Below are 21,613 nucleotides of genomic sequence, written 5' to 3'. Positions count from 1 at the left end.
TGGGGTCCGGTCCTTCTTTTCAAAGGTAAGAAAGTATAATTTTTTCTAGATGGATCGGTGCCTAGACTGGTTAAAAGGAGTCTTACGCTTTTGTTATTCATTGATGTAGTTGATATAAAGATTTTCGTCTGCGGTGATGATCAAATCTTTTGGAACTAGCAGATGTACAGCAACCTGGCGCTCTGAAGTGTTGTAAGAATTATTCTTTTGCCAAGATGTGTCTGTGAATTGATTTAACAAATAAGCTTCCTGATAAGTGGTATAGATTATTTCTGTAAGGGGTGGTTCTAGGAACGTGACCGAGTCGGCAGTCCATTCTGGTATTTTGTATTTAAGTTGGTCAGAGAAATCGTAATCGCCCACCAGAAGAAGAGGCTTAATGAGTGTTTCTTCAATCAATCCATCATTTTCATTTTTACGTTCTACAATAATTGTTGAATGAATGTCAATGCCTTGTGCATTCATTTGTAGTGTTTTTCCTATCTTCTGCGTTCTTTTGCTGAGAATGTTGGAAGAATCAATGGACCCGATATCCCCATTTTGTATAGCAGTCGTTAGGCGATTAAGATGTTCATTTGATTCTGCTTTCGGTTGACTATTTAAAGAAGTAGTGTCAATTAGTTCTGCGGCAATCGTTGCAATGATTAAAACGGCTGCATATATTGCCAGGAACATATACGTCCATTTTTTATTTATTTGCCGGTTTGGTTTTTTTCTTCCTTGCAAGAAATACCAGATAATTAAGGCTATAAAGATGAGAGATAAAAGACCAGACATTATTTTCTCACCTCCGTTTTATTTGTAACCGTGATGGAAATGGCAAACAGTATGCCAACTGTTACAAGTATTTTCATAAGGAAAAGTAGTAACGATGTTTCAGTACCAAAGAAAGCAACAATTTTTGCTATAAGGTCTAGGCCGCCCATATTTAACTGGAGTAATGGAATCACAAAGATTGCCACTATGAGAAGTGGGAGAACAAATTTGCTGCGCTGGATGAACGACCCCACTACATAACCTAAGCTTGCAAACAGGCCGGTGTAAAGAACCGAAGTCAGGACCCTGAGGAAAAAATCAGTCGGAGAAATGAACAGTCCTGATGTTTCGGTAAAGATGGGGTTACTTTGAAGTAAAGTGATAAATTTAATGATTGAACCTGCAAGGGTTGCTAGGATACCAGCGATGACAGACGCGAACAGCAAAAACAGGAAGCTAGATATATTGTGGCTTAGCCGATTTGATATGAACGAAAAAGCATCGTTGCGATAAGCTAGCGTTGTTACTAGGATACCCATTGAAAATGCCCAGAGAAATGTGAAGAAGACCGGCATATCTCCGGTTGAAAAACTATAGTCAACTGTCAGTGTACCTCCACTACTGGATCCACCACTACCGGTTCCAAAACCTAAAAAAATTCCAATCAGCTGCATAACAAGAAGTGAGCTAAAGACACCTGTATAGGCATTCAATTTATGAAGGAATTGTTTTTTTATGATATCAGTCAGCTGGGGTTCTGTTAAATACATGATCGATTCCTCCTTTTATCCCGGTTGTCAGTGCAACATATGCATCGTCTGCGGAGACAGGGACTAGTTGAATGCCCTGTGTGTATAACTGTTTTTTTTCATCGGAAGTGAAAGTGTTTTTGACAAGTACTTCACTGAAAGAACCATTTATCTGGCTGCTAAAAATTTCTCTATCTGCGATAAAGTCACTAAGTATGTCCTTTTTCCCTATTAAGCTGACGAACATCCCTTGTAAAACCGTTGTAGGACCGTGAAAAAGTGCGGTTTCATTGTGAATTAAAAGAATATCCTCAAGCAAGTCTTCTATTTCCTCAAGGTGATGGCTAGATACTAAAATGGTCCGTGGATGGGCAATATAATCCTTTAGAAGTGCACGATAAAAGTCTTTACGTACAACAGTATCCATCCCGGTTGTCGGTTCATCAAAAATCGTTAAAGGACAATGGGAGGCAAGACCGATAATGGCATTGAATGTACTTTTCTTCCCTTTAGAAAGATCCATCTGGCGCGCATCTGGATGAAAGCTGAAATAATCGAACAGTCGTTGTGCAAGTGGTCCATCCCAGTTCGGATAGAAACGACCCGCCTCTTTGAGAATATCCTTCAACGTCAGTTTGTCAGAAAAACTCATTGAGTCATCAACAAGAATAGAATTCGCAGACACTTTCAAACTATTGAATGGATTGTCTGAAAAAACGTGGACATCTCCAGACGTAGCTTGGATATGTCCTACAACGATTTTCATCAACGTAGATTTACCGACACCATTACGTCCAATGATTCCAGTAAGAACACCCTGTCGAATGCTGAAATTCATCTTATTCAACACTGTACGTCTGCCATATGTTTTCGTCACATCGTTAAATTCAATTACTGTCATTTCAATTCCCCCTTTTTCCTCGCTCTGCTTCAATCATTGAGAGCAGATGTGAATCGTCGACACCAAGAAGTACAGCTTCATTGAGCAGTTCCCTAATGAGTCGCCGCAGAGTTTCTTCTTTACGTTTAGCCAGTAGCTTGCCACTGGCACCGGGCGCGACAAACATTCCAAGACCACGTCGCTTGTAGATGACTTCCGCTTCAAGCAACAAAGTAAGTCCTTTGCCTGCCGTTGCTGGATTAATAGTGAAGAGTTCCGCAAGTTGGTATTGTGAATAGACTTTTTCATCGGGTGAAAGTGTGCCATCAATTATTTCCGTTTCAATCCATTCCGCAATTTGGACGTAAATTGGTTTCGAGCCGTCCATGTTAAGCACCGGTGTCACCCCCAATAAATTAGTACATTACTGTTGTGATGTACTATACGCCAATTGGGAATTAAATACAACTCGTTATAGGGATATCGGAGGTATGAGGATGGAGGAGAAAGCTACATATTGTAAGAAAAATATTGGAGATGCAATTAGGATTTGAAAGTTGCAATTAATTATTGGAAGTTACAAATACATTCGTGTAGTTACATAATATATTGAAGAATTGAAAACGGTATATAAACTAACGTAGGCGCCTTACAGGGGTAGCTGAAGCCTTAAGCGCTAACGTGGTATTCGACGGAATCATACACGTCAAGATATCCTACAATTCAGTCGAATTGGCTATACACAACTTGGTAGCTATGGCATAATTAGTTCTATCGAGAAGTAATTCGTGAAACGAAAGAGTTTTTTGGGGGTCAAAAAGATGAAAACAGTTTTTTCTTATGCGTTGCCATACAAATGGCCGATCGTAATTGCGTTATTTCTTATGTTACTGGAATTATCTGTAGAGCTAATTCAGCCGATGCTCATCGCTAAAATTATCGATGATGGCATCATGGCTGGGAATGAGGCTGTTATTTGGACATGGGGAAGCGTTATGATGGCACTGGCGTTTGTGGCTTTCTTTTCGGGGGCCATCAATTCATTCTTCGCTGCACATGCGGCGCAAAGTTTTGGATTTGATTTACGACAGGCATTGTTTCGCCAAGTACAAGCGTTTTCCATGGCGACATTTCTTCGGTTCCCGACATCGGGACTTATCACACGCTTGACAAGTGATGTCTCTATGGCTCAAAACGTCCTGTTTATGGGACTTCGAATTATGATGCGTGCACCACTGCTCGTTATCGGAAGTCTGATAATGGCCTTTTTCGTTAATGTGAAACTGGCATTATTCCTTGTGGTTGGTGCACCATTTCTGCTGATTTTTCTTTATTTCATGGCGAAAAAAGGGGTCAGTTATTTTTCGCGTGTCCAGCACAGGCTTGACCGGGTAAACCGTGTCATTCAAGAAAACTTACAGGCTGTACGGCTTATTAAAGCATTTTTACGCGGGGCTTATGAAGCGAGCCGCTTCTCAAAAGTATCTGATCTATTAAGAAATGATACTGTGAAAGCGATGCGGATGATGGAACTTATCTTGCCGGTCCTGTTGTTTGTTATGAACGCCAGCTTGATGGCTGTACTATGGTTTGGCGCCATTGAAGTTCGTGATGGCGGCGCACAAGTAGGAGAACTAGTGGCAATTGTCAACTATGCAATGCGCATGACAGGTGCATTCTCGATGTTCTCATTCATCATTGTGGCGTTCTCGCGTGCAAAAGCATCTTCTGAACGGATGGAAGAAGTTCTACTTGCGAATGAAGACTTGGAAAACCATAGTTCGGAAAGTACAGGATTGTTGCGTAATGAAGGCGATTTGCAATTTGAAAATGTGTCATTCATGTATCCAGGTAAGTTGGAACCGATTTTAGATAACGTGTCATTCCACGTTTCACCGGGAGAAAAGCTCGCCATTATGGGGGCAACTGGATCTGGAAAATCTACATTGCTCAATCTTATTCCCCGTATTTTTGAAAAAACACAAGGGAAGATCTATGTCAGTGGAACTGAAGTAGAGGACTGGCCGTTGAAAGATTTGAGGGATACAATCGGGCTCGTACCGCAGCAATCGATTTTATTCACAGGATCGATTTTGGATAACTTATCATGGGGCGATATGGAGGCGGATGTCGACGAACTGGAAGAGGCTGCTAAAAAAGCACAAATCCATGAATCGATTGACCTGTTCCCTCTAAAATATGGGACAAGGGTCGGACAGAAAGGTGTCAACTTATCGGGTGGTCAGAAACAGCGATTATCCATTGCACGGGCGCTCGTTCGGAAACCATCGATCTTGATACTCGATGACAGTACAAGTGCGCTCGACGTGAAAACTGAAACGGCACTATGGGATGCGCTTGAAAGGGAAGAAGCGACAATGCTCGTGGTCACACAGAAAATCCGCACCGCACAAGGGGCTGACAAAATCCTCCTTTTAGATGAAGGGCAAGTTGTCGGTTATGGAACACATGAGGACTTAATGGAGCAGTCCACACTGTATCAAAAAATTGCGGAATCCCAATCCGATGAGGAGGTGGCGGCCGATGTTACGCGCAATTCGTAAACCGTTCGGCTACGAGCCGATTCTATCGAAGGAAGATATTAATGGTACCGGCAAGAAGAAAAAAGAGCGAGCAAGTAACTGGAAATCGGTTCTTTACCGGATTTGGCAACTTGTCGATGAACAGCGTGGCCTACTCATTGCTGTGCTCGCACTTGTTTTCGTCAGCTCAATTCTGGCGCTACTTGGCCCATTGATGATTGGCAAAATTATTGACAACTATATTATTCCGATGCAGTTCACGGGTTTAGGCGGTAATATCTGGTTGCTTATCGCTATCTATATAGGCTTATCACTTGCGATGTATTTTCAAAACTATTGGATGGTTGGCATCGCACAACAAACCGTTTATCGCTTACGGACGAGCTTGTTTGCTCATCTTCAAAAGTTGCCAGTCACATTTTTTGATAAAAGGCAGCACGGTGAACTGATGAGCCGAATTACTAACGATATTGAAAACGTTAGCCAAACGCTGAACTCTTCTTTCATCCAAGTATTTTCGAGCATCTTGACGCTGACCGGGACGTTCGGGGTCATGCTTTACTTGAGCCCGCTATTGACACTACTGACGATGATCATTGTGCCGGTAATGTTCGTAGCGATTCGGTGGATTACGCGCCGTACGGGACCTTTATTTAAAGAACAGCAGCAAGCAGTTGGCGAGCTAAATGGAATGATAGAAGAAACGATTTCTGGCCAGCGCATTGTCAAAGCATTCTCACAGGAAGAACGTGTAATGGAAGAATTTGCGCAGAAGAGTGACCGACTTCGACGTACCGGTTTCTGGGCGTTGACCTACTCTGGTTTCATCCCCAAGGTAATGAACATGTTAAATAACGCGAGTTTCGCAGTCGTTGCAGGAGTGGGTGGATTGCTTGCGTTAAGAGGGGACGGCGTTGTAACGGTCGGGACAATCGTCATTTTTTCGGAATTTGCGCGTCAGTTCACACGCCCGCTTAATGATCTTGCGAACCAATTTAACACAGTGTTATCGGCAATTGCGGGAGCGGAGCGAGTCTTTAAGATTATGGATGAACCGGTCGAGAAGGATGAGGCAACAGAATATGCGGATATGATCCTCAAAGGGGACGTCGAATTCCGCAATGTGTCTTTCGGTTATGCAGTCGAAACCGACGGCTATACAATTAACGATTTATCATTTTGTGTGAAGGCGGGGGAAACGGCGGCATTTGTCGGGGCCACGGGCGCAGGGAAGACAACGATTATGCAGTTGCTTGCCAGGTTCTATGAAGTCGATAAAGGAGAAATCTATATCGACGGTATTCCGATTAGCAAGTTGCCTCGGAAAACGCTTCGTAGTCAGACAGCATTTGTATTGCAAGATCCATTTCTTTTCGAAGCGACAGTCCTTGAAAATATTCGTTATGGAAAACTTGACGCCACAGACGAAGAAGTCTTTAAGGCTGCAAAACAGGCCAATGCCCATAGTTTCATTAGTCGGTTGGAAGATGGCTATGACACTGTATTGACGGCTGATGGCGGAGAGATTTCACAAGGGCAGAAGCAATTGCTGTCAATTGCGAGAGCACTCGTTGCAGACCCGGTGATTCTCCTTCTTGATGAAGCCACGAGTAGCATCGATACAGTTACTGAGCTGGAGATCCAAGAAGCACTCGATCGCCTTATGGAAGGCAGGACCAGTTTTGTTATTGCACATAGACTGAACACCGTACGGAAAGCCGATACCGTTTATGTTATGGAGCAAGGGAAACTAATAGAGTTTGGTAACCAAGAGGAATTGATCGAACGACAAGGTGTTTTTTACAACATGCTACTAGAATCGAAAGTATAGAAAAGCCTAAGCGCCTATTTCAAAGGAATGCAGCCTAAGTACGCCACTTCCTGTGGCAAAGGCTGCATGACCTACATCCTGTAGGCCTGTGAAGGAAAAAGGGAAAGCACCGGAAGCCGCCCTTAGGCTTATGGTGCTTTCATCTTTTCCACAGCGAGCTAGGCGCTGGAGTCTGGACAACATAGAAAAGCGTAAGCGGCCTGCCTAAACGCGGCAGGCATAAGGCGAACCGGCGAAGTGGCGTACTCTGCCGCATAGCTGGTACGACTCATGACCCGAGCGTTTGGCCGCTGGAGTCTGGACAGTATAGAAAAGCGTAAGCGGCTTAGAAATGGGACAATAAAAAGGCTACAAGGACAATGTGTCCTTGTAGCCTTTTCCATTGCTATTATTTTATGTCTTCGATATCGAGTAAAGTACCATCGTCAAAGTCAACTTCAAGATCAAATTTCGAGTAAGTATCTAACCCATACCATTGAATAATGTTATCAATTACTTCTTGTTTGGGTGTATCTTTTGTAATACGAATTTCTATAAACATTTTGTTAAGCTCATCCATAGCTTTATTATCTTTTAGCTTGATGTTTTTTAGTTTATTTTCATAATCGGCATCCGCTTTTTCGGTTACATCGTAATCAGCATCAATTGCATCTTTGCCATCGACATCAATTTCAAGATCGAATGATGTAAACCCATATCCATCACCAGTTTCGATGGATCCACCTACTTTCTCGTCTTCATTAATAATTACTGCTTCTTCACGGTTTGGTTTATCGGCATTTTCCCCGAAGTTGCCACATCCACCCATTAGCAATGCACCTGTAATCACAATTGTACCTACTGCATTCAATTTTCTCAAAACACTCACTGCCTTTCGGATCTGTTGTCTTATCTATTATTTTGCCTAAAAACTAACTTTCTAAACAAAATAATTATACAAATAAAAAAACCGGCATTTTAGCCGGCTAGTAGAAGTAATTATAATGTGCAAATTCAATTGTGTTAGTCACCATTTCGCAATATGTTCTTCAGAGGAGCCAAGCATGTTACGAATTTGTAGAATGGAGCCATCATGTAAGCGTACAGTACCATTGAAATAACCGACTACCTGATGGACTTCCGTACTTACGAGACGGACATTTGTTATTGAGACACGTTCGAAAAAAGGTGTAAATGTTATGTTGACAGTATTCGAAAACTTCGTCCGGATTTTCCAAGGTAACATGAAGTTTTTAGTGTCATATGTAAACAGAACATCCTCGTGAATCTTTGTCATCAAACCATTAACGAAAACCGCATTCTCGGTCATCCCTGTGCCATCCGTCCATTTACCGCCGAAATTAAGTCCGATGCGCTGACTACCTTGACGCTGTGATGCCATCGCCCAGTTCCATTCTGCTTTTCGCGGCCAGATACCCCGTCCATAATCTAGAACAGCAAAACTATAATCTGGATTGAAATCAAACCGTTTGTCACCAATTTTAACGAACCCGGATGTCGGTAATGAATGGTGCTTAGATGTGAACTGGAAAATGTCCCTACTCCTAGGTATAACAACATTCAACGATTCATCGTTAACTGGATGACCAATATGGAAATCAGCATGCAGTACTTCATTATCAAAATCTGGAATTGTTACGGACAAATGGGTTTCGCCTTGAATATGTATGATTTGGACAGTCAGGTTGTCATTCACGAATTTAACGCCATCCAGTACGTTTTCAGGCATCTTCACATTGCGGCCAAATGGAATGGTTATTTGCTTTTCATAAAATCGTTGTGTTTCATAATTTAAAATATAGACAAAGCAGACAGCTGCATAATCGAGATGACTAATCGTTGCGGAAAATAACAAATCTTCCCCGTACACACACCAATAATTCCACTTCTTCTTCCGCATGAAGTGGTTCTTGAGATTGCTCTGGATGTAAGGCTGACGTGCGAAGCCGATTGCTTCTGGATTTAATAACCCTTTGTCGTCACACAACGCAACGGGTTCGGTAATTTCTCTTTCTGCATGCTGCATATAGACTTCCCCCTGCCTATTGTCTTTTTCGAATCATCTTGCTATACTTCTTATTATATCAAAGATACGGGGCATTAGCTCAGCTGGGAGAGTGTCACGCTGGCAGTGTGAAGGTCAGGGGTTCGAGCCCCCTATGCTCCATATAGGTTTCGAAGGGTGTCCAGTATATCTGGGCACTTTTTTTTTCACAAAATTTTCTTCCGTGCAGCGAGTAGTAAAGTGGAATGCAACATGCAATTAATCTAATTATTAAGATTGTACGGTAACCTTGTTCTTCGGAAACCAGGTTAGGAGCTAACAGTTTTTTTGAATTTCATGGTAGAGTAAAAGGAAACACATGATTGTATTGTGTTTCCTTTTATCTTAATATGTTGAAAAAATGATACCTATTTAAACTAGGCGGGAGGCATCCCCGAGCGCAAAAGCGTATTCAATTGAATGCCTTATTTTAATATACATAGCGATATTGACAAATACCCATCATTTAAAGAAATAACAACTTTGTTCGTGATTATTGGAATTGATAAAATGTTGAGGAGAAAACAGGATGGAATTATTAACGAGTATCTTGATGTTGCTAGTCTTATTGCTTCTGACAAACGTTATTGGTAATTACGTGACAATATTACCTACCGCATTAATCCAAATTATTGTGGGACTCATTTTTGCGTTGGCTTTTAAAGATTTTACAATTGAAGTGGAGACAGAATGGTTTCTCCTACTGTTTATAGCACCACTCTTATACAATGAAGGCGCTCATTTTCCACGAGAGGAATTGTGGAAAATGCGTGCATCCATTTTAGGGAATGCTATTATTTTAGTGCTTTTAACTACGATACTTGGTGGATTGTTTGTGCATTGGATGATTCCAGCAATTCCTTTAGCTGCAGCATTTGCGCTTGCGGCAATTTTATCGCCAACGGATCCAGTTGCTGTAAATGGCATTGCGAAACGTATTCATATTCCAACTCATATTATGAATTTAGTGCGTGGGGAATCTTTAATCAATGATGCTTCAGGGCTGGTTGCATTTAATTATGCTGTTTTAGCGGTTGTAACCGGTTATTTTTCAGTTCAAAAGGCTACAGGAGACTTTGTGTATATGTTTATCGTTGGTGCTTTGCTTGGTATCGGGCTTGGACTTGCGATTAATTGGCTTCGCTATGTTCTACGTAGAGGAGGGTTTGTCGACGTAGTATTCCATTCACTACTACAAGTTTTAACACCATTTATTATTTTCTTCATTGCAGAGGAAGTGTTCCATGCTTCAGGTGTTATAGCAGTTGTAGCAGCGGGAATTATCCATGCACTTGTTAAAGAGCGTATAGAAAACTTTAGAGCGCAGGAACAGGTGTTGACGGATAATATTTGGTCAATTATCGCATTCGTATTAAATGGCTTGATTTTCTTGCTATTAGGACTAACACTTCCATCTGCAATGCGTTCATTACTGGAAAATGAACAGATGAGTAACTGGTTGTTGTTAGGATATGTCCTTGCATTAGGTTTCGTCGTGCTTGGTATACGATTCTTGTGGTCGCATAGCATTAATTACTTTGATTTTTATATATTAAAAAATGTGTCAGAAAAACCATCATTAAAAACAAGTCTAATGACGAGTTTAGTAGGTGTCCGTGGAACGATTACAATGGTCGGTGTATTATCGATTCCATTTTTCACATCAACGAACGATTTATTCCCAGAGCGCTCACTTATTATCTTTTTGGCGGCAGGCGTTATTTTATTGACACTTATTATGGCAACGATATTCCTGCCTATCCTAAGTAGAGATGAAGCGAGCGCACATACAACGGTTTTAGATTTAAATAATGAAAAGCAGCGCATGATTATGGGCGCTATTCAGAAAATCAATTCGGAAAAAACAGAAGAGAATGCTTCAATTGTCTATGAGTTACTAAATGAATATACACTTATGTTGTACATGCTACAGTCGAAAAATAAAAACGAGGAAGAGCTACGCGAATATGACGAGCAACTGAAGGCGGAAAGATTACATTCCTTAATGCTGGAGCGCAAATATGCGAAGGAATATATGAGTGTTCATCAAGTGAAGGCGGTTACGTTAAAAAATATTGAAAAGTCGGTTTCAATTCGTGAAGAGGCGGTAACTAGCGGGGTGAATCGCTTTATTCGTCAACGGTTCTATCAAGAACTGAGAGAATGGAAACGTAGGCGCTTAAGTGACCGAGAATTAGAACAAGCTGAAGAGATGGAAGATGCAGTTCAACTATTTACGTTCGAGAAAGTATTGGCTGACTTGGAAGAACGAGCTTCTATTAGTGATCAACCAGAAGTTCTACACAATATGATTTATTATTATAAACGCCTTTTGAATAAAAAAGAATTGCGTCATAAAGTAAAAATGGAACAATCCATTTTAGACGAACAAAAGGAGATTCTATGCTTGAATGCTATTGAAGTACAGAGGAAAGAGATTTCAGAAATGGTCGAGGACGGTGCCATTAATACGGTAGGAGCGAAAGAACTTCGACGTTTTTTGAATTATTTGGAAAGTGTTGTTTTATACGAATATGTAGAATAATGATGCCACCGTTAAGGGTGAAAGTGATGAGTAAAGAGGCGAGGAAATTGTTTTATCAAAAGTGCTGAATCACTGATTCTTTGGCATTTGAAGTTTATTGAAATAGCTAAAAAGCGCCAATCCATGCAATTTACTTGCATAAGGTTGGCGCTTTTTAAAATTAAAATGAACTTTTTAGGTTAAATAAAGGCGCTTCAATTCTTCAGAAATGCATTCCTACTTTGTCCTTTTCATACGATGACGTAAGGAGGGATTTTACAATGTACAATAGGGAAGCGGCAGTTCGCTATGCAAACCAGTGGTGGGATAGTCGCAATCCGGCATTTCCTGCTTTCGATGTGGATTGTACGAACTTTATCTCACAGTGCTTGCTTGCTGGAGGGGCGCCGATGCATGGGTATCCGAACCGTCAAAGTGGCTGGTGGCTGCGTGGAGGGACGTGGAGTTTTAGTTGGTCGGTGTCACATTCATTGCGTTGGTATTTAGCGGGTTCTAAAAAAGGATTGACAGCAAAACAAGTTTCAACAGCTCAAGAGCTAGGGCTCGGGGATGTCATCTCCTATGATTTTGAAGGTGATGGTAGGTACGATCATTCTACCATCGTCACCGCAAAAGATGGATCAGAGCCACTCGTTAATGCTCATACGTTCGATGCGCAGCACCGTCACTGGGCATACAAGGATTCGTATATGTTTTCACCAAATGCAAAGTATGTATTTTTTAAAATCAACGACCAGTTTTCATAATAACTATGGTTGCTCATGTAATCGTAAAAAAGCAGCCCGTCAACTAAAGACGGACTGCTTTTCTAACTTTCTAGGGAATTATAAAGTCTCCTACTTTGGAAAAGTTGTAACTTAGAGATTTTACGTCTAGACTCCAACATCTAGCTCCTAGGCACACGCGATTGGACTTTTGTTCCTTCAGTCAAACCATAAAACAGCGAGTGTTCCTTCGCCGGCGTGAACCGCGAGAACGGAGCTAATATCTCCAATTTCCACTTCGAGATCGGGTATTTGTTTCGTGATAAGGGTTTTCAAATGCTCTGCTTGTTCCAAGACATTGCCTTGCATTACATGAATTTTCTTTCGGCTGGGATGGTGGCCCGCGACTACTTTATCGACCAGGTATTGAAGTGCTTTTTTCTCAGAACGCACTTTGTCTATTGGTTGCAATTCACCTTCAGGCGTAATGTGGACAATTGGTTTTACTTTCAACAAGCTTCCAATATAAAATTGTGCAGCGCTCATTCTGCCGCCTTTGTACAATTGTTCAAGTTGTCCCATAAGGATATAGTTATGCATCGTACCAGCCGTTTTCTTAAGCTGGGCTTCAATTTCTGGAACAGATGCACCTTCGTCATGCATTTTCATGCCTTTTTCGATTAATCCTGTGACTCCATAGGATAGGGAAAGTGAATCTATGAAAGTAACAGGGAACCCCGCAATTTCAGCGCCAGCTATAGAAGAAGCAAGCGTTCCACTCATTTTAGAAGACACGTGAACAGCTATTGCTTGTTCATACTGTTCAGCGATTAGCTTGTAACGTTCAGCAAATACGCCGGCCGAAGGTTGTGAAGATTTAGGGAAGTCTTTTGTGTTTTTTATTTTCTCGTAAAGTTGTTGTAGATTTAAGTCCACACCATCAATAAATTGTTTTTCACCGAAATGTATATTTAAAGGTACTGAAAAGAAGTCTGGGTGGTTGCTAAGTTCTTCTGGAATGTAGGCTGTACTGTCCACAATCCATGCAATAGGCTTTTTCGTCATGAATAAAATCATCCTTTTTTATTATAATATACTCTGTTATTACTATACCACGAAAAGTAATAATCTTGTATTTTGAAAACATTATATTTTTCTGTCTTCAGGTGACTTCGCTAAAAATGGACAGATAAGGTATAATGGCATGAGTATGTGTAAAGGGGATATGAGTAATGAATGAGCAAGCTTTATCTGTCAGAGACGCAATTATTTCTCGTCGTTCAATAAAGAACTTTAACGGTCAGCCGGTTGATCCGGAAAATATTGCTGAAATGCTTGAAGATGCAGCATGGGCGCCAAACCATGGCAATCGTAATCCGTGGCGATTTGTTGTAGCTGCTGATAAGGAATATGTGAAATTCCTCGCGGTTTTGCGTGAATATGGCGTTCCGAAGTGGAAAGAACTTTCGGAAGAAGATCTTGAGAAACAAATGAAGAAATTTACAGGACCGGGTGCAGTTGCATTTGTTATTGTTCCTGAAGATGTGCGCCAAAAAGAACGTCTAGAAGATTATGCAGCGGCGAGCATGTTCGTCCAGAACACTCAGCTTCTCGCGTGGGATAAAGGAATCGGAACATGCTGGAAAACACCTGGCTTCCTCGATAACCCGAAGTTCAGAGAAGAACTTGGTGTTAAACAGGGCGAGCGGATTATCAGTATGCTTCAGTTCGGTTATTTTGATGAAATACCAAAGGCCCGCCCACGTAAACCGCTTGACGAGATTGTCACGTATTACGGACGGGAAATCGAAGAAGAAGCATAATGGTATTGGAGTAATTTTTGCTCGGATTGCATTCTATAATGCGATTCGGGCTTTTTTACGGTTCTGCATCAAAAATAGAACACGTCTGTTGATTATCTAAAGTAAACAGTGAATAATTTGATAATCTATTGGGTGCTACGTGTATAGTTGCTTTTTGATTGCTTTGGATTGAATGACTTCTAGTACGATTACCGAGATGTCTGGATGTGTAGGGATGCGGCTTTTTCGCATCCCTACACATTTTTTCTGTAATCGTATGGTTGTCCTTCATCCGTCGCGATCCAAAAGCATAAGTGCACAGAGTGCTGAAGCTTATTGGGATGAAAGAATAGCTTGCTTCTTAAATAGAGAAAAGCCGCCAAAGATTTAATTTTGGCGGCTGATGCCTTCTCTATGGTTTTTTCTTATCTATTTTTAAGAATTGTCACTTTCTAATAGGTCACACATAATTTTTGCTAAAAGTAAGCAAGGAAAACAATGTACTAAGTACTAGAGTGCCCGAAATTGTATCTTCGGGCACTTACACTCTCCATAGAATGTCATCTATTCTTTTCTTCCAAAGCAACTACATTTTCCACTTGAACATTGTAGGTACGCTACATGCAACTATTTACAACAAGATTACTAAGGAGGAATGAACTACAATTCCTCCCTAAAAAGTGTGGCAAGAAGTGACGGAGTCACTTCTTGCCACACTATGACCCCTCAGTAAATCTGTCATGAATAGCTAGCCGAAAGTGTTCCGAAAATAGTCTAGTGAAAATAAAAGTTATCAACCCCTTCTCACCAGTATTTTATACAAATATATGGTTAATCAATAGACGAGAAAATGGTACTAAGTAGCTCGAGCGTTGCTTAGCGGGAGATGAAATCATAAAAACCGGATCCTCACATTGAGAATCCGGCAAAACTATCACTTTTTCAATTCATCTTTTTCAAAGCTGGCAATCTCATAATAATAATCCCCAATAACACGCAATCCTTGGTCAAAGTTTTCTAAATGGAAGTGTTCGTTAGGTGCGTGGAAGTTTTCCGACGCAAGTCCGAAGCCCATCAAAACGACAGGTAGTTCTAAGATTTCATCGAATGCCGCAACGATAGGAATTGATCCGCCGCCGCGTGTATAGGCTGTTGGAACATTATATACTTTTTGATACGACCGGCCTGCAGCTTGAATTGCAGGATGATCGAATGGCGTGATGAACGGTTTCCCTTTATCGAATTCCGTTACTTTCACAGTTATACCTACGGGTTTATGCTTCTCGATATGCGCTTTCAACTTTTCAACGATTTCATCCGGAGCCTGATCTGGAACTAACCGGCATGTGATTTTTGCGCTCGCTTCAGCTGGCAATACTGTTTTAATGCCTTCGCCTGAAAAACCGCCAACTATGCCGTTAACTTCGAGTGTTGGGCGAGTCCATGTACGTTCAAGATACGAATATCCCTTTTCGCCGAACAATTCCGTCACACCGATTTCTTCTTTTAATTCCCCTTCGTTGAATCCAAGCGCTTGGTAGGCTTCGCGCTCTTCATCTAATAAAGGACGGACATTGTCGTAAAATCCTTCAATGGCAATCGTTCCTTCTTGATCTCGGAACGATGCAAGGACCTCTGCAAGTGCATGTATAGGGTTCTGAACTCCTCCGCCATATAAGCCGGAGTGTAGGTCGCTTTTCGCTCCTTGAACGTCAATTTGAACGCCGCACAAACCACGAAGTCCGTAACAAACTGCCGGTTGTCCGGGTCCCTGCATGCCTGTATCGGAAATGACGATGATGTCGGCTGCAAGTTTGTCTTTATTCGCCACGATATACTTTTCTAGGTTTGGACTGCCAATCTCTTCTTCACCTTCGATAATGAATTTCACATTGATCGGCAAACCGCCCGTCTTCTGCATAAGAGCTTCAACGGCTTTGATATGCATGAATACTTGTCCTTTATCATCACTGGCACCGCGCGCATACAATTTGTTAGCTCGTACTTCAGGTTCGAATGGCCCCGTTTCCCATAAATTTAATGGATCAACCGGTTGAACGTCATAATGACCGTACATAAGAATTGTTGGTTTACCTTCGGCATGGAGCCAATCTGCGTAGACAACCGGGTGTCCATCTGTTTCATCGATTGAAAGGTTTTCAAGTCCTGCTGTTTTGAATGAAGTAAGTAGCCACTCTGCAGCCTTTTGCATATCGTTTTTATGTTCTGATAAAGCACTGATGCTTGGAATGCGGAGGAAGTCTTTTAATTGATCGAGATGTTCATCCCGCTTTTCTTTGAAATACCCGTCAAGCGTCTCTAAATGATTCAACACAATCCCTCATTTCGAATAATTTCGTGAATAGAATTAAGTATAGCAGATGGAAATATATTGAGTGAGAAAGACGAACGTAATTATGAATAATATGGTATGCTATTTGAAAGTTATTAATAGGACGAATATATAAATATGATATCATTTTCGGGAGGAATCACTTTTGTTTATTGCACTTGGATTATTTTTATTCCTGTCATTTTACTTGTCAGGAAGCGAAACGGCATTAACAGCAGTAAATAGGATGAAGGTCCAGTTTCAAGTAGAGCAGGGAGACAAGCAGGCTATAAAGCTGCAAAAACTGATTTCGAAACCGGACCGTATGATTACAGCAATTCTGATTGGAAATAATATCGCGAACATTATGATGCCGACCATCGTTACGATGATTGCAATCGATAAAGGTCTTAGCGTCGGCCTGTGGACAGGAGTCCTAACGGTTATTATTATTGTTTTCGGTGAAGTATTGCCGAAAACAATTGCGGCGACATTTGCTGACCGGGTCGCCTATATGGTTGGGCCATCGATTATGCTGCTCGTTAAACTTTTGACACCGTTAACTGCATTGCTCGGTGCGTTCACAAATATTTTCATACGCATCATCTCGAAAGGTACGGTGAAGAAAGCTACGCTTACAAAGGACGACCTCCGATCTCTGATGGATATCGCTTCTATACAAGGAACGTTCGAAATTGAAGAATCGAATCGTTTGAAGGAAGTACTCGATTTTGCAGAAAAAGACGTGTCCGATGTCCTCGAAACGCACCGGATGGATATAGTGGGATTACCGATTGAGTCGACGTATGAAGAAGTCCGCAACATGATTTTGGAGCATTCTTACACGCGTTATCCCGTCTACGAAGATAGTATGGATAATATTGTAGGTGTGTTTTATTCGAAAATGCTTATTGGGTGGTCTATGAATACTGAGCAGACACTTGCTGAATTAATTGATCGAGATACAATTTTTGTGGTGCAGTCCGCAAGCGTTGAAAAAGTGTTCAAAATGATGCTTTCGAAAAAGAAACATATGGCAATCGTTCTGGATGAATACGGTGGAACGCTGGGCATGATAACGCATGAAGATATTATCGAGGAAATGATTGGCCAGGACATTGAAGATGAGACCGATGATGATGAAGAAGTACTTGTATATGAAAAGACGGAAACTACGTTAGTCTGTCATGGCAGACTCGAAATCGTGGACGCGATGGATTTGCTCGATATTGAATTGCCGATGGATCATGAGACACTCGGGGGATTTGTTCTACAAGAACTCGGACATGTTCCCGAAGAAGGCGAACGGTTTACTTACGATCATCTGCGTTTTGAAATCGAGGAAATGGAACGTAATCGGATTATCCGCATGACTATAACAATTCGTAAAGATGAAGACTAAATAACATGCATGCCCTCGTAACCGAGTAAAAGGTTACGGGGGCATTTTTTGTACTCAGTCCAGACTCTCGGAGGTTAACACGAAGAGGGGGAGGGAATGCACTTCTTCCTTCTAGTTGCCACTTGGCGCAGCGGTTTTAGGCAGAGTAGGCGACTTCCTCTTTTCCTCCTTACACGTTTGTAAGAGTACTGAAAGAGAATACGATGGTTTGAAAGATCTGTATTGCCGATAATAAGAACAACAGATAGAAGACGGGAGTGTTAGCTTATGAACAATAATCTAAATGGGCTGTACGAAGAATACGGTCGATACATATATCATTTATGTCTTAAATTAACACGTAACAAAGAAGAAGCAGAAGATCTTATGCAGGATGTTTGGGTAAAAGTCGTCCGTTACAGTAATCGGATGGATAGCGTGGACCATATGAAAGCTTGGCTTACGACAATCTGTATGAACACATTCCGAGATCAGTACCGCAAAGATGTCAGAAGAAGCAAGCATGTAATGAATCAACCGGAAACGCTCGATGTGCCAATTCTAGATTTGGTCCAAAGTGACAGTTTGACACCGGCAGAACTTCTGGAACAAAATGATATTAAAACAATTGTCCAACAGAAAATTGGTGAACTTGATACGATTTATAGAAAAACGATTGAATATTTCTATGTCCATCAATATTCATTGATTGAAATTGCAGAAGTGATGAAAGTATCAATCGGTACGGTAAAATCGAGATTGTTCCGTGCGAAGAAGTATTTAAAAGAGCTGATGATTGCAGATACTGCTGTGAACGAATACGTCACGGCATAAGAGCGCAGCCAATGAAGGCTGTGCTTTTTGTATGGGGAAAATTAGTGTGGGGATCTTTTTGAATTGATATAGACGGGTTGGATGTATATGATCGGTTGTCCAACCGATGCCGAATGAATCGAGGTTTTACGAAAACAAAAAGGCTAACCTTTGCAAGGGTTAGCCTTTTTGTTCATGTCTAGACTCTAGCGCCTAGGCACATACGCTTTTATCATTCAAATTCTACGAGTTGCTTATTTAGTTCTGCCAGATCATCTTCCAATTTTGCGAGACGTAGTTCTGCTTTTTTGACGAAGCTGTTATTACCGGTCGATTCGAGCTTCTCGATATCGCCTTGCAAATTGATATAGTCCATTTTGAGTTCAGTGATTGCTGTTTCTACTTGACGTTTGTTCATCCGAAAAACACCTCAGCTTTTACCTCAGTATAGCATATTGGACCACGGCTGTTGATTAACCAAAGTAACCAGTAAATAACTTGATCACCACCAGGCCATATAGCAGATACATCAATGGACAGATTAATTGTAAGAATGTTATCAGCCATTGCGAAGTTTGAGAGATATGAAAGTTGAACGATTAACAGAGTGTAAAACAATGGCGAAGCAGAATCCCGATTTCCATGAAGGTAGGTCGAAGAAATTCACTTGAAAGCAAGTAGCACACGCTTTACATCTATTGAAAACAAATTCCTACACGCAAGCAGAAGCCTATTGCCCCTCCATGTTTTAAAATAAATTTACAATGCCTCAATACATATGTCCATTCAATAAAATATATTTTTCATACTCTATATAAAGATATTAATTATATAAGAGGAGGATTATTTTGAAACACAAAAAAATTAAACTATTGAGCGTTAATGAAAAACTAAGTAATGTAAAAGAAAAAAAGGGGGAAAATTATAAATTAATTGTGAAAAACAAAGAAGAAAAGGGGGGGAATTATATATTAATTGTGAATAAAAAAGATAAAAAGGAGAGGGATTATGCATTAATTGTGAAAAAAAAAGACAAAAAGGAGAAGGATAGTGAACTACTTGTAAAAAATAAAGATGAAAAGAAGAAGGATAATGAACTAATTGCAAAAAATAAAGATAAAAAGAAGAAGGATAATGAACTAATTGTAAAAAATAAAGACAAAAAGAAGAAGGATAATGAATTAATTGTGAAAAATGAAGATGAAAAGGAGAAGGATAATGAATTAAGTGTAAAAAATAAAGATGAAAAGGAGGAGGAGTATGAATTAATTGCAAAAAATAAAGATGAAAAGGAGGAGGAGGAGTATGAATTAATTGTAAAAAATAAAGATGAAAAGGATATAAAAGTAAGTATTATTATGCCTTCATTCAATAAGTACGAATATGTTTCTTTATCGCTCTATTGCCTCTTGGGACAAACATTTGATTTTTCTAGTTTTGAAGTTATCTTAGTTGACGATTGTTCCGTTGACAATACTGCTGATATTCCTAAAGAATTCGATCCACCCTTTAAGTTTAAATATGTGCGTCCAAGAAAAAACTTAGGTCGGTCACGCGCACGTAACTTAGGCATCCAGCTTGCGGAAGGAGAAGTGATAATCTTTCTAGATGCGGAAATGCTCACTGAGCCTAATTTTATTGAAAATCATTATAAACATCACATTAATGATAAGAATATAGTCGTGAGTGGTTCGATGCACTATAGAGGTATTTATACCTTTTTGACTTCCGATTTCAATAGTAAACAATGGGAACACATAGATGATTTTGTTACCCGTGATCCATATTTTACATTCCCATATAATGAATATAAACAAAATCACCAAAACTCTAATCAGTTATTCCCACTCATTACTAAGAAGGATATAGATAATAATTCCTTTCAAAATCTATCATTCCCGAATTGGTATTTCACCAGGGAGCTTAACAATGGATTAAACGATTTTGGAGTAGATCTAAGTAATTATACGCTTCCCTATCTTGCGTTTTTAACAGGGGACGTATCAGTCAATAGAGAACTGCTGGATAAGGTAGGATACTTTGATGAATCATTTCGAGGGTATGGGGCAGAAGATTGGGAGCTTGGATATCGCTTGTACAAAAATGGCGCCCGTTTTTTATTAGATCCTTCAACATTTTGCTATCATCAGGAACACCCAATATCTTCAAATAATTTTCCGGAAGCAATGGGTAATTTACATCAATTCATGAAAAAGTTCCCTGAAATTGATGTTCTGGCTTTAGCCTTGGAACATAAACCAGGTCTAAGTTTCACTCAAATGCATTATGTGGTCTCTCAATACAATGAACTATGCGAAAAACATCCATTTGAATACCGAGAATTTAAACAAACATTCCAAACCATGCTTATTAAAATGATAGAGAATTTGAGAGATAGTAAGCCAATATCAAACCTCTATGACTGCAACACTTCTACGGAATTAGAAATATTGAAACAAATAACTGAAATAAAAAAACTTCGATTGTACGCACTTACTAATGCTTTTGAAGCACTCTTAGAAAGCAAATAAAGAAACAGCAAGGGTACCGCTTTCATATAGATTCTTAATTACAAAGTCAAGTTCATTCAAAATTCCCGAGGTTAATACAGGATTATCAATTTCTTTATGCTTTTTTTATGAAAAAACCCCCGTAAGAAACCATTTACACGCAGTTATTTTTGCGGGAAAATAACTGCGTGTAAATGGGCATTCTCTTTCAACTTGTGAATTTTTCTTGAATGAAAGAGCAGCTTTGGGGTTCCATCAATTGAGGGGCTGGTTGTTTTATATTGGGATCAAGGGGAATGGTTTTCCTTGCAGTGTGACAGCGTAACAGTCTTATTTTTTTCTGCCTTGCAGGGCCTGCACCAAAAGTTAAAAGGTAACAAAGACAGGGTCAACTGTATTTTTAAATTGATCAATAATTATTAGGGAAATATAAAAGGAATTGATGAACTAACAGCATATCAACTTTAACGTTTAATGCAGAAACCACCCGGGATCTTGCGGTGGCGACCAATGGAGGTCTTTGGACCGATTGAGACACAGTTCTTTTTTGCTGTGATTAAAAATCGGACCAGAGGCCTTTTTTGCGTTCGATTCATGGCGAGTTATTATAGTTCGCGAAATGGAGTACTCATTCTGGGTACAAAACTCGAAAAGGAGAGAGGAAACAGATGAATAGATGCATAATCTTTGCTAAAAGTTAGCAAGGAACACATTTTACAAAGT

At 40.3% G+C, this 21,613-nt stretch carries 17 protein-coding genes and 1 tRNA gene; 9 read left to right on the top strand and 9 right to left on the bottom strand.

What is annotated here, in order from left to right; all coding sequences use genetic code 11:
• Positions 1 to 93: 93 nt before the first annotated feature.
• The 4 genes from FQ087_RS14210 to FQ087_RS14195 are packed head-to-tail and all read right to left on the bottom strand — an operon-like array spanning position 94 to position 2,773.
• Entirely contained in the window at positions 94 to 777 is a 684-nt protein-coding gene (locus tag FQ087_RS14210; RefSeq protein WP_149581242.1) for an RTA1 domain-containing protein, read from the bottom strand.
• Positions 777 to 1,526: a hypothetical protein gene (locus FQ087_RS14205; RefSeq protein WP_149581241.1), complete on the bottom strand. Its 750-nt coding sequence runs from the start codon at positions 1,524 to 1,526 to the stop codon at positions 777 to 779. The genes FQ087_RS14210 and FQ087_RS14205 overlap by 1 nt, the downstream gene beginning before the upstream one ends.
• A complete protein-coding gene (locus FQ087_RS14200; protein ID WP_149581240.1) occupies positions 1,498 to 2,406 on the bottom strand; it encodes an ATP-binding cassette domain-containing protein in 909 nt (302 codons plus the stop codon). The genes FQ087_RS14205 and FQ087_RS14200 overlap by 29 nt, the downstream gene beginning before the upstream one ends.
• A gap of 1 nt (position 2,407) precedes the next feature.
• Positions 2,408 to 2,773 carry a GntR family transcriptional regulator gene (locus FQ087_RS14195; protein WP_149581483.1) on the bottom strand — a complete coding sequence of 122 codons (366 nt, stop codon included), beginning with the start codon at positions 2,771 to 2,773 and terminating at the stop codon, positions 2,408 to 2,410.
• Positions 2,774 to 3,206: 433 nt separating this feature from the next.
• Here FQ087_RS14195 and FQ087_RS14190 point away from each other — a divergent pair, with 433 nt between their 5' ends.
• Complete coding sequence (locus FQ087_RS14190) at positions 3,207 to 4,949, top strand: ABC transporter ATP-binding protein (protein ID WP_149581239.1); 1,743 nt, start codon at positions 3,207 to 3,209, stop codon at positions 4,947 to 4,949.
• Entirely contained in the window at positions 4,930 to 6,759 is a 1,830-nt protein-coding gene (locus FQ087_RS14185) for an ABC transporter ATP-binding protein (protein ID WP_149581238.1), read from the top strand. Before FQ087_RS14190 ends, FQ087_RS14185 begins: the two co-directional genes overlap by 20 nt.
• A 388-nt stretch (positions 6,760 to 7,147) precedes the next feature.
• Here FQ087_RS14185 and FQ087_RS14180 read toward each other — a convergent pair whose 3' ends face one another.
• Positions 7,148 to 7,618: a YusW family protein gene (locus tag FQ087_RS14180; protein WP_149581237.1), complete on the bottom strand. Its 471-nt coding sequence runs from the start codon at positions 7,616 to 7,618 to the stop codon at positions 7,148 to 7,150.
• A gap of 147 nt (positions 7,619 to 7,765) precedes the next feature.
• On the bottom strand, positions 7,766 to 8,785 hold the full coding sequence (locus tag FQ087_RS14175; RefSeq protein ID WP_149581236.1) for a DUF2804 domain-containing protein: 1,020 nt from the start codon (positions 8,783 to 8,785) through the stop codon (positions 7,766 to 7,768).
• 68 nt (positions 8,786 to 8,853) lie between these two features.
• Between FQ087_RS14175 and FQ087_RS14170 the strand changes: the two genes are divergently transcribed.
• From FQ087_RS14170 to FQ087_RS14160, 3 genes are all read left to right on the top strand, one after another.
• A tRNA-Ala gene (locus FQ087_RS14170) sits at positions 8,854 to 8,926 on the top strand.
• Between the two features lie 406 nt (positions 8,927 to 9,332).
• Positions 9,333 to 11,348, top strand: coding sequence for a Na+/H+ antiporter (locus tag FQ087_RS14165; protein WP_149581235.1), 2,016 nt, complete (start codon positions 9,333 to 9,335; stop codon positions 11,346 to 11,348).
• Between the two features lie 260 nt (positions 11,349 to 11,608).
• The gene (locus FQ087_RS14160) at positions 11,609 to 12,094 is read left to right on the top strand and encodes an amidase domain-containing protein (RefSeq protein WP_149581234.1); all 486 of its coding nucleotides are present in this window, start codon (positions 11,609 to 11,611) and stop codon (positions 12,092 to 12,094) included.
• A 177-nt stretch (positions 12,095 to 12,271) separates the two neighbouring features.
• Here the strand turns inward: FQ087_RS14160 and FQ087_RS14155 are convergent, their stop codons facing one another.
• Positions 12,272 to 13,117 carry a DegV family protein gene (locus FQ087_RS14155; RefSeq protein ID WP_149581233.1) on the bottom strand — a complete coding sequence of 282 codons (846 nt, stop codon included), beginning with the start codon at positions 13,115 to 13,117 and terminating at the stop codon, positions 12,272 to 12,274.
• 167 nt (positions 13,118 to 13,284) lie between these two features.
• Here FQ087_RS14155 and FQ087_RS14150 point away from each other — a divergent pair, with 167 nt between their 5' ends.
• A complete protein-coding gene (locus FQ087_RS14150) occupies positions 13,285 to 13,875 on the top strand; it encodes a nitroreductase family protein (RefSeq protein WP_149581232.1) in 591 nt (196 codons plus the stop codon).
• Between the two features lie 913 nt (positions 13,876 to 14,788).
• On the opposite strand, the gene FQ087_RS14145 is transcribed toward FQ087_RS14150, so the two are convergent.
• A complete protein-coding gene (locus tag FQ087_RS14145; RefSeq protein ID WP_149581231.1) occupies positions 14,789 to 16,186 on the bottom strand; it encodes a dipeptidase in 1,398 nt (465 codons plus the stop codon).
• A gap of 166 nt (positions 16,187 to 16,352) precedes the next feature.
• On the opposite strand from FQ087_RS14145, the gene FQ087_RS14140 reads away from it, so the two are divergent.
• Together FQ087_RS14140 and FQ087_RS14135 are read left to right on the top strand one after the other, a co-directional pair.
• Entirely contained in the window at positions 16,353 to 17,588 is a 1,236-nt protein-coding gene (locus FQ087_RS14140; protein ID WP_149581230.1) for a hemolysin family protein, read from the top strand.
• Positions 17,589 to 17,855: 267 nt separating this feature from the next.
• On the top strand, positions 17,856 to 18,401 hold the full coding sequence (locus FQ087_RS14135) for an RNA polymerase sigma factor (RefSeq protein WP_149581229.1): 546 nt from the start codon (positions 17,856 to 17,858) through the stop codon (positions 18,399 to 18,401).
• Positions 18,402 to 18,612: 211 nt separating this feature from the next.
• On the opposite strand, the gene FQ087_RS14130 is transcribed toward FQ087_RS14135, so the two are convergent.
• Positions 18,613 to 18,798 carry an SE1832 family protein gene (locus tag FQ087_RS14130; RefSeq protein WP_149581228.1) on the bottom strand — a complete coding sequence of 62 codons (186 nt, stop codon included), beginning with the start codon at positions 18,796 to 18,798 and terminating at the stop codon, positions 18,613 to 18,615.
• A 430-nt stretch (positions 18,799 to 19,228) separates the two neighbouring features.
• On the opposite strand from FQ087_RS14130, the gene FQ087_RS14120 reads away from it, so the two are divergent.
• The gene (locus tag FQ087_RS14120) at positions 19,229 to 20,911 is read left to right on the top strand and encodes a glycosyltransferase family 2 protein (protein WP_188006759.1); all 1,683 of its coding nucleotides are present in this window, start codon (positions 19,229 to 19,231) and stop codon (positions 20,909 to 20,911) included.
• The last annotated feature ends 702 nt before the right edge of the window (positions 20,912 to 21,613 follow it).

Source organism: Sporosarcina sp. ANT_H38, from assembly GCF_008369195.1.
Classification (GTDB): domain Bacteria; phylum Bacillota; class Bacilli; order Bacillales_A; family Planococcaceae; genus Sporosarcina.
This window is presented reverse-complemented; position numbering and strand designations above follow the sequence as displayed.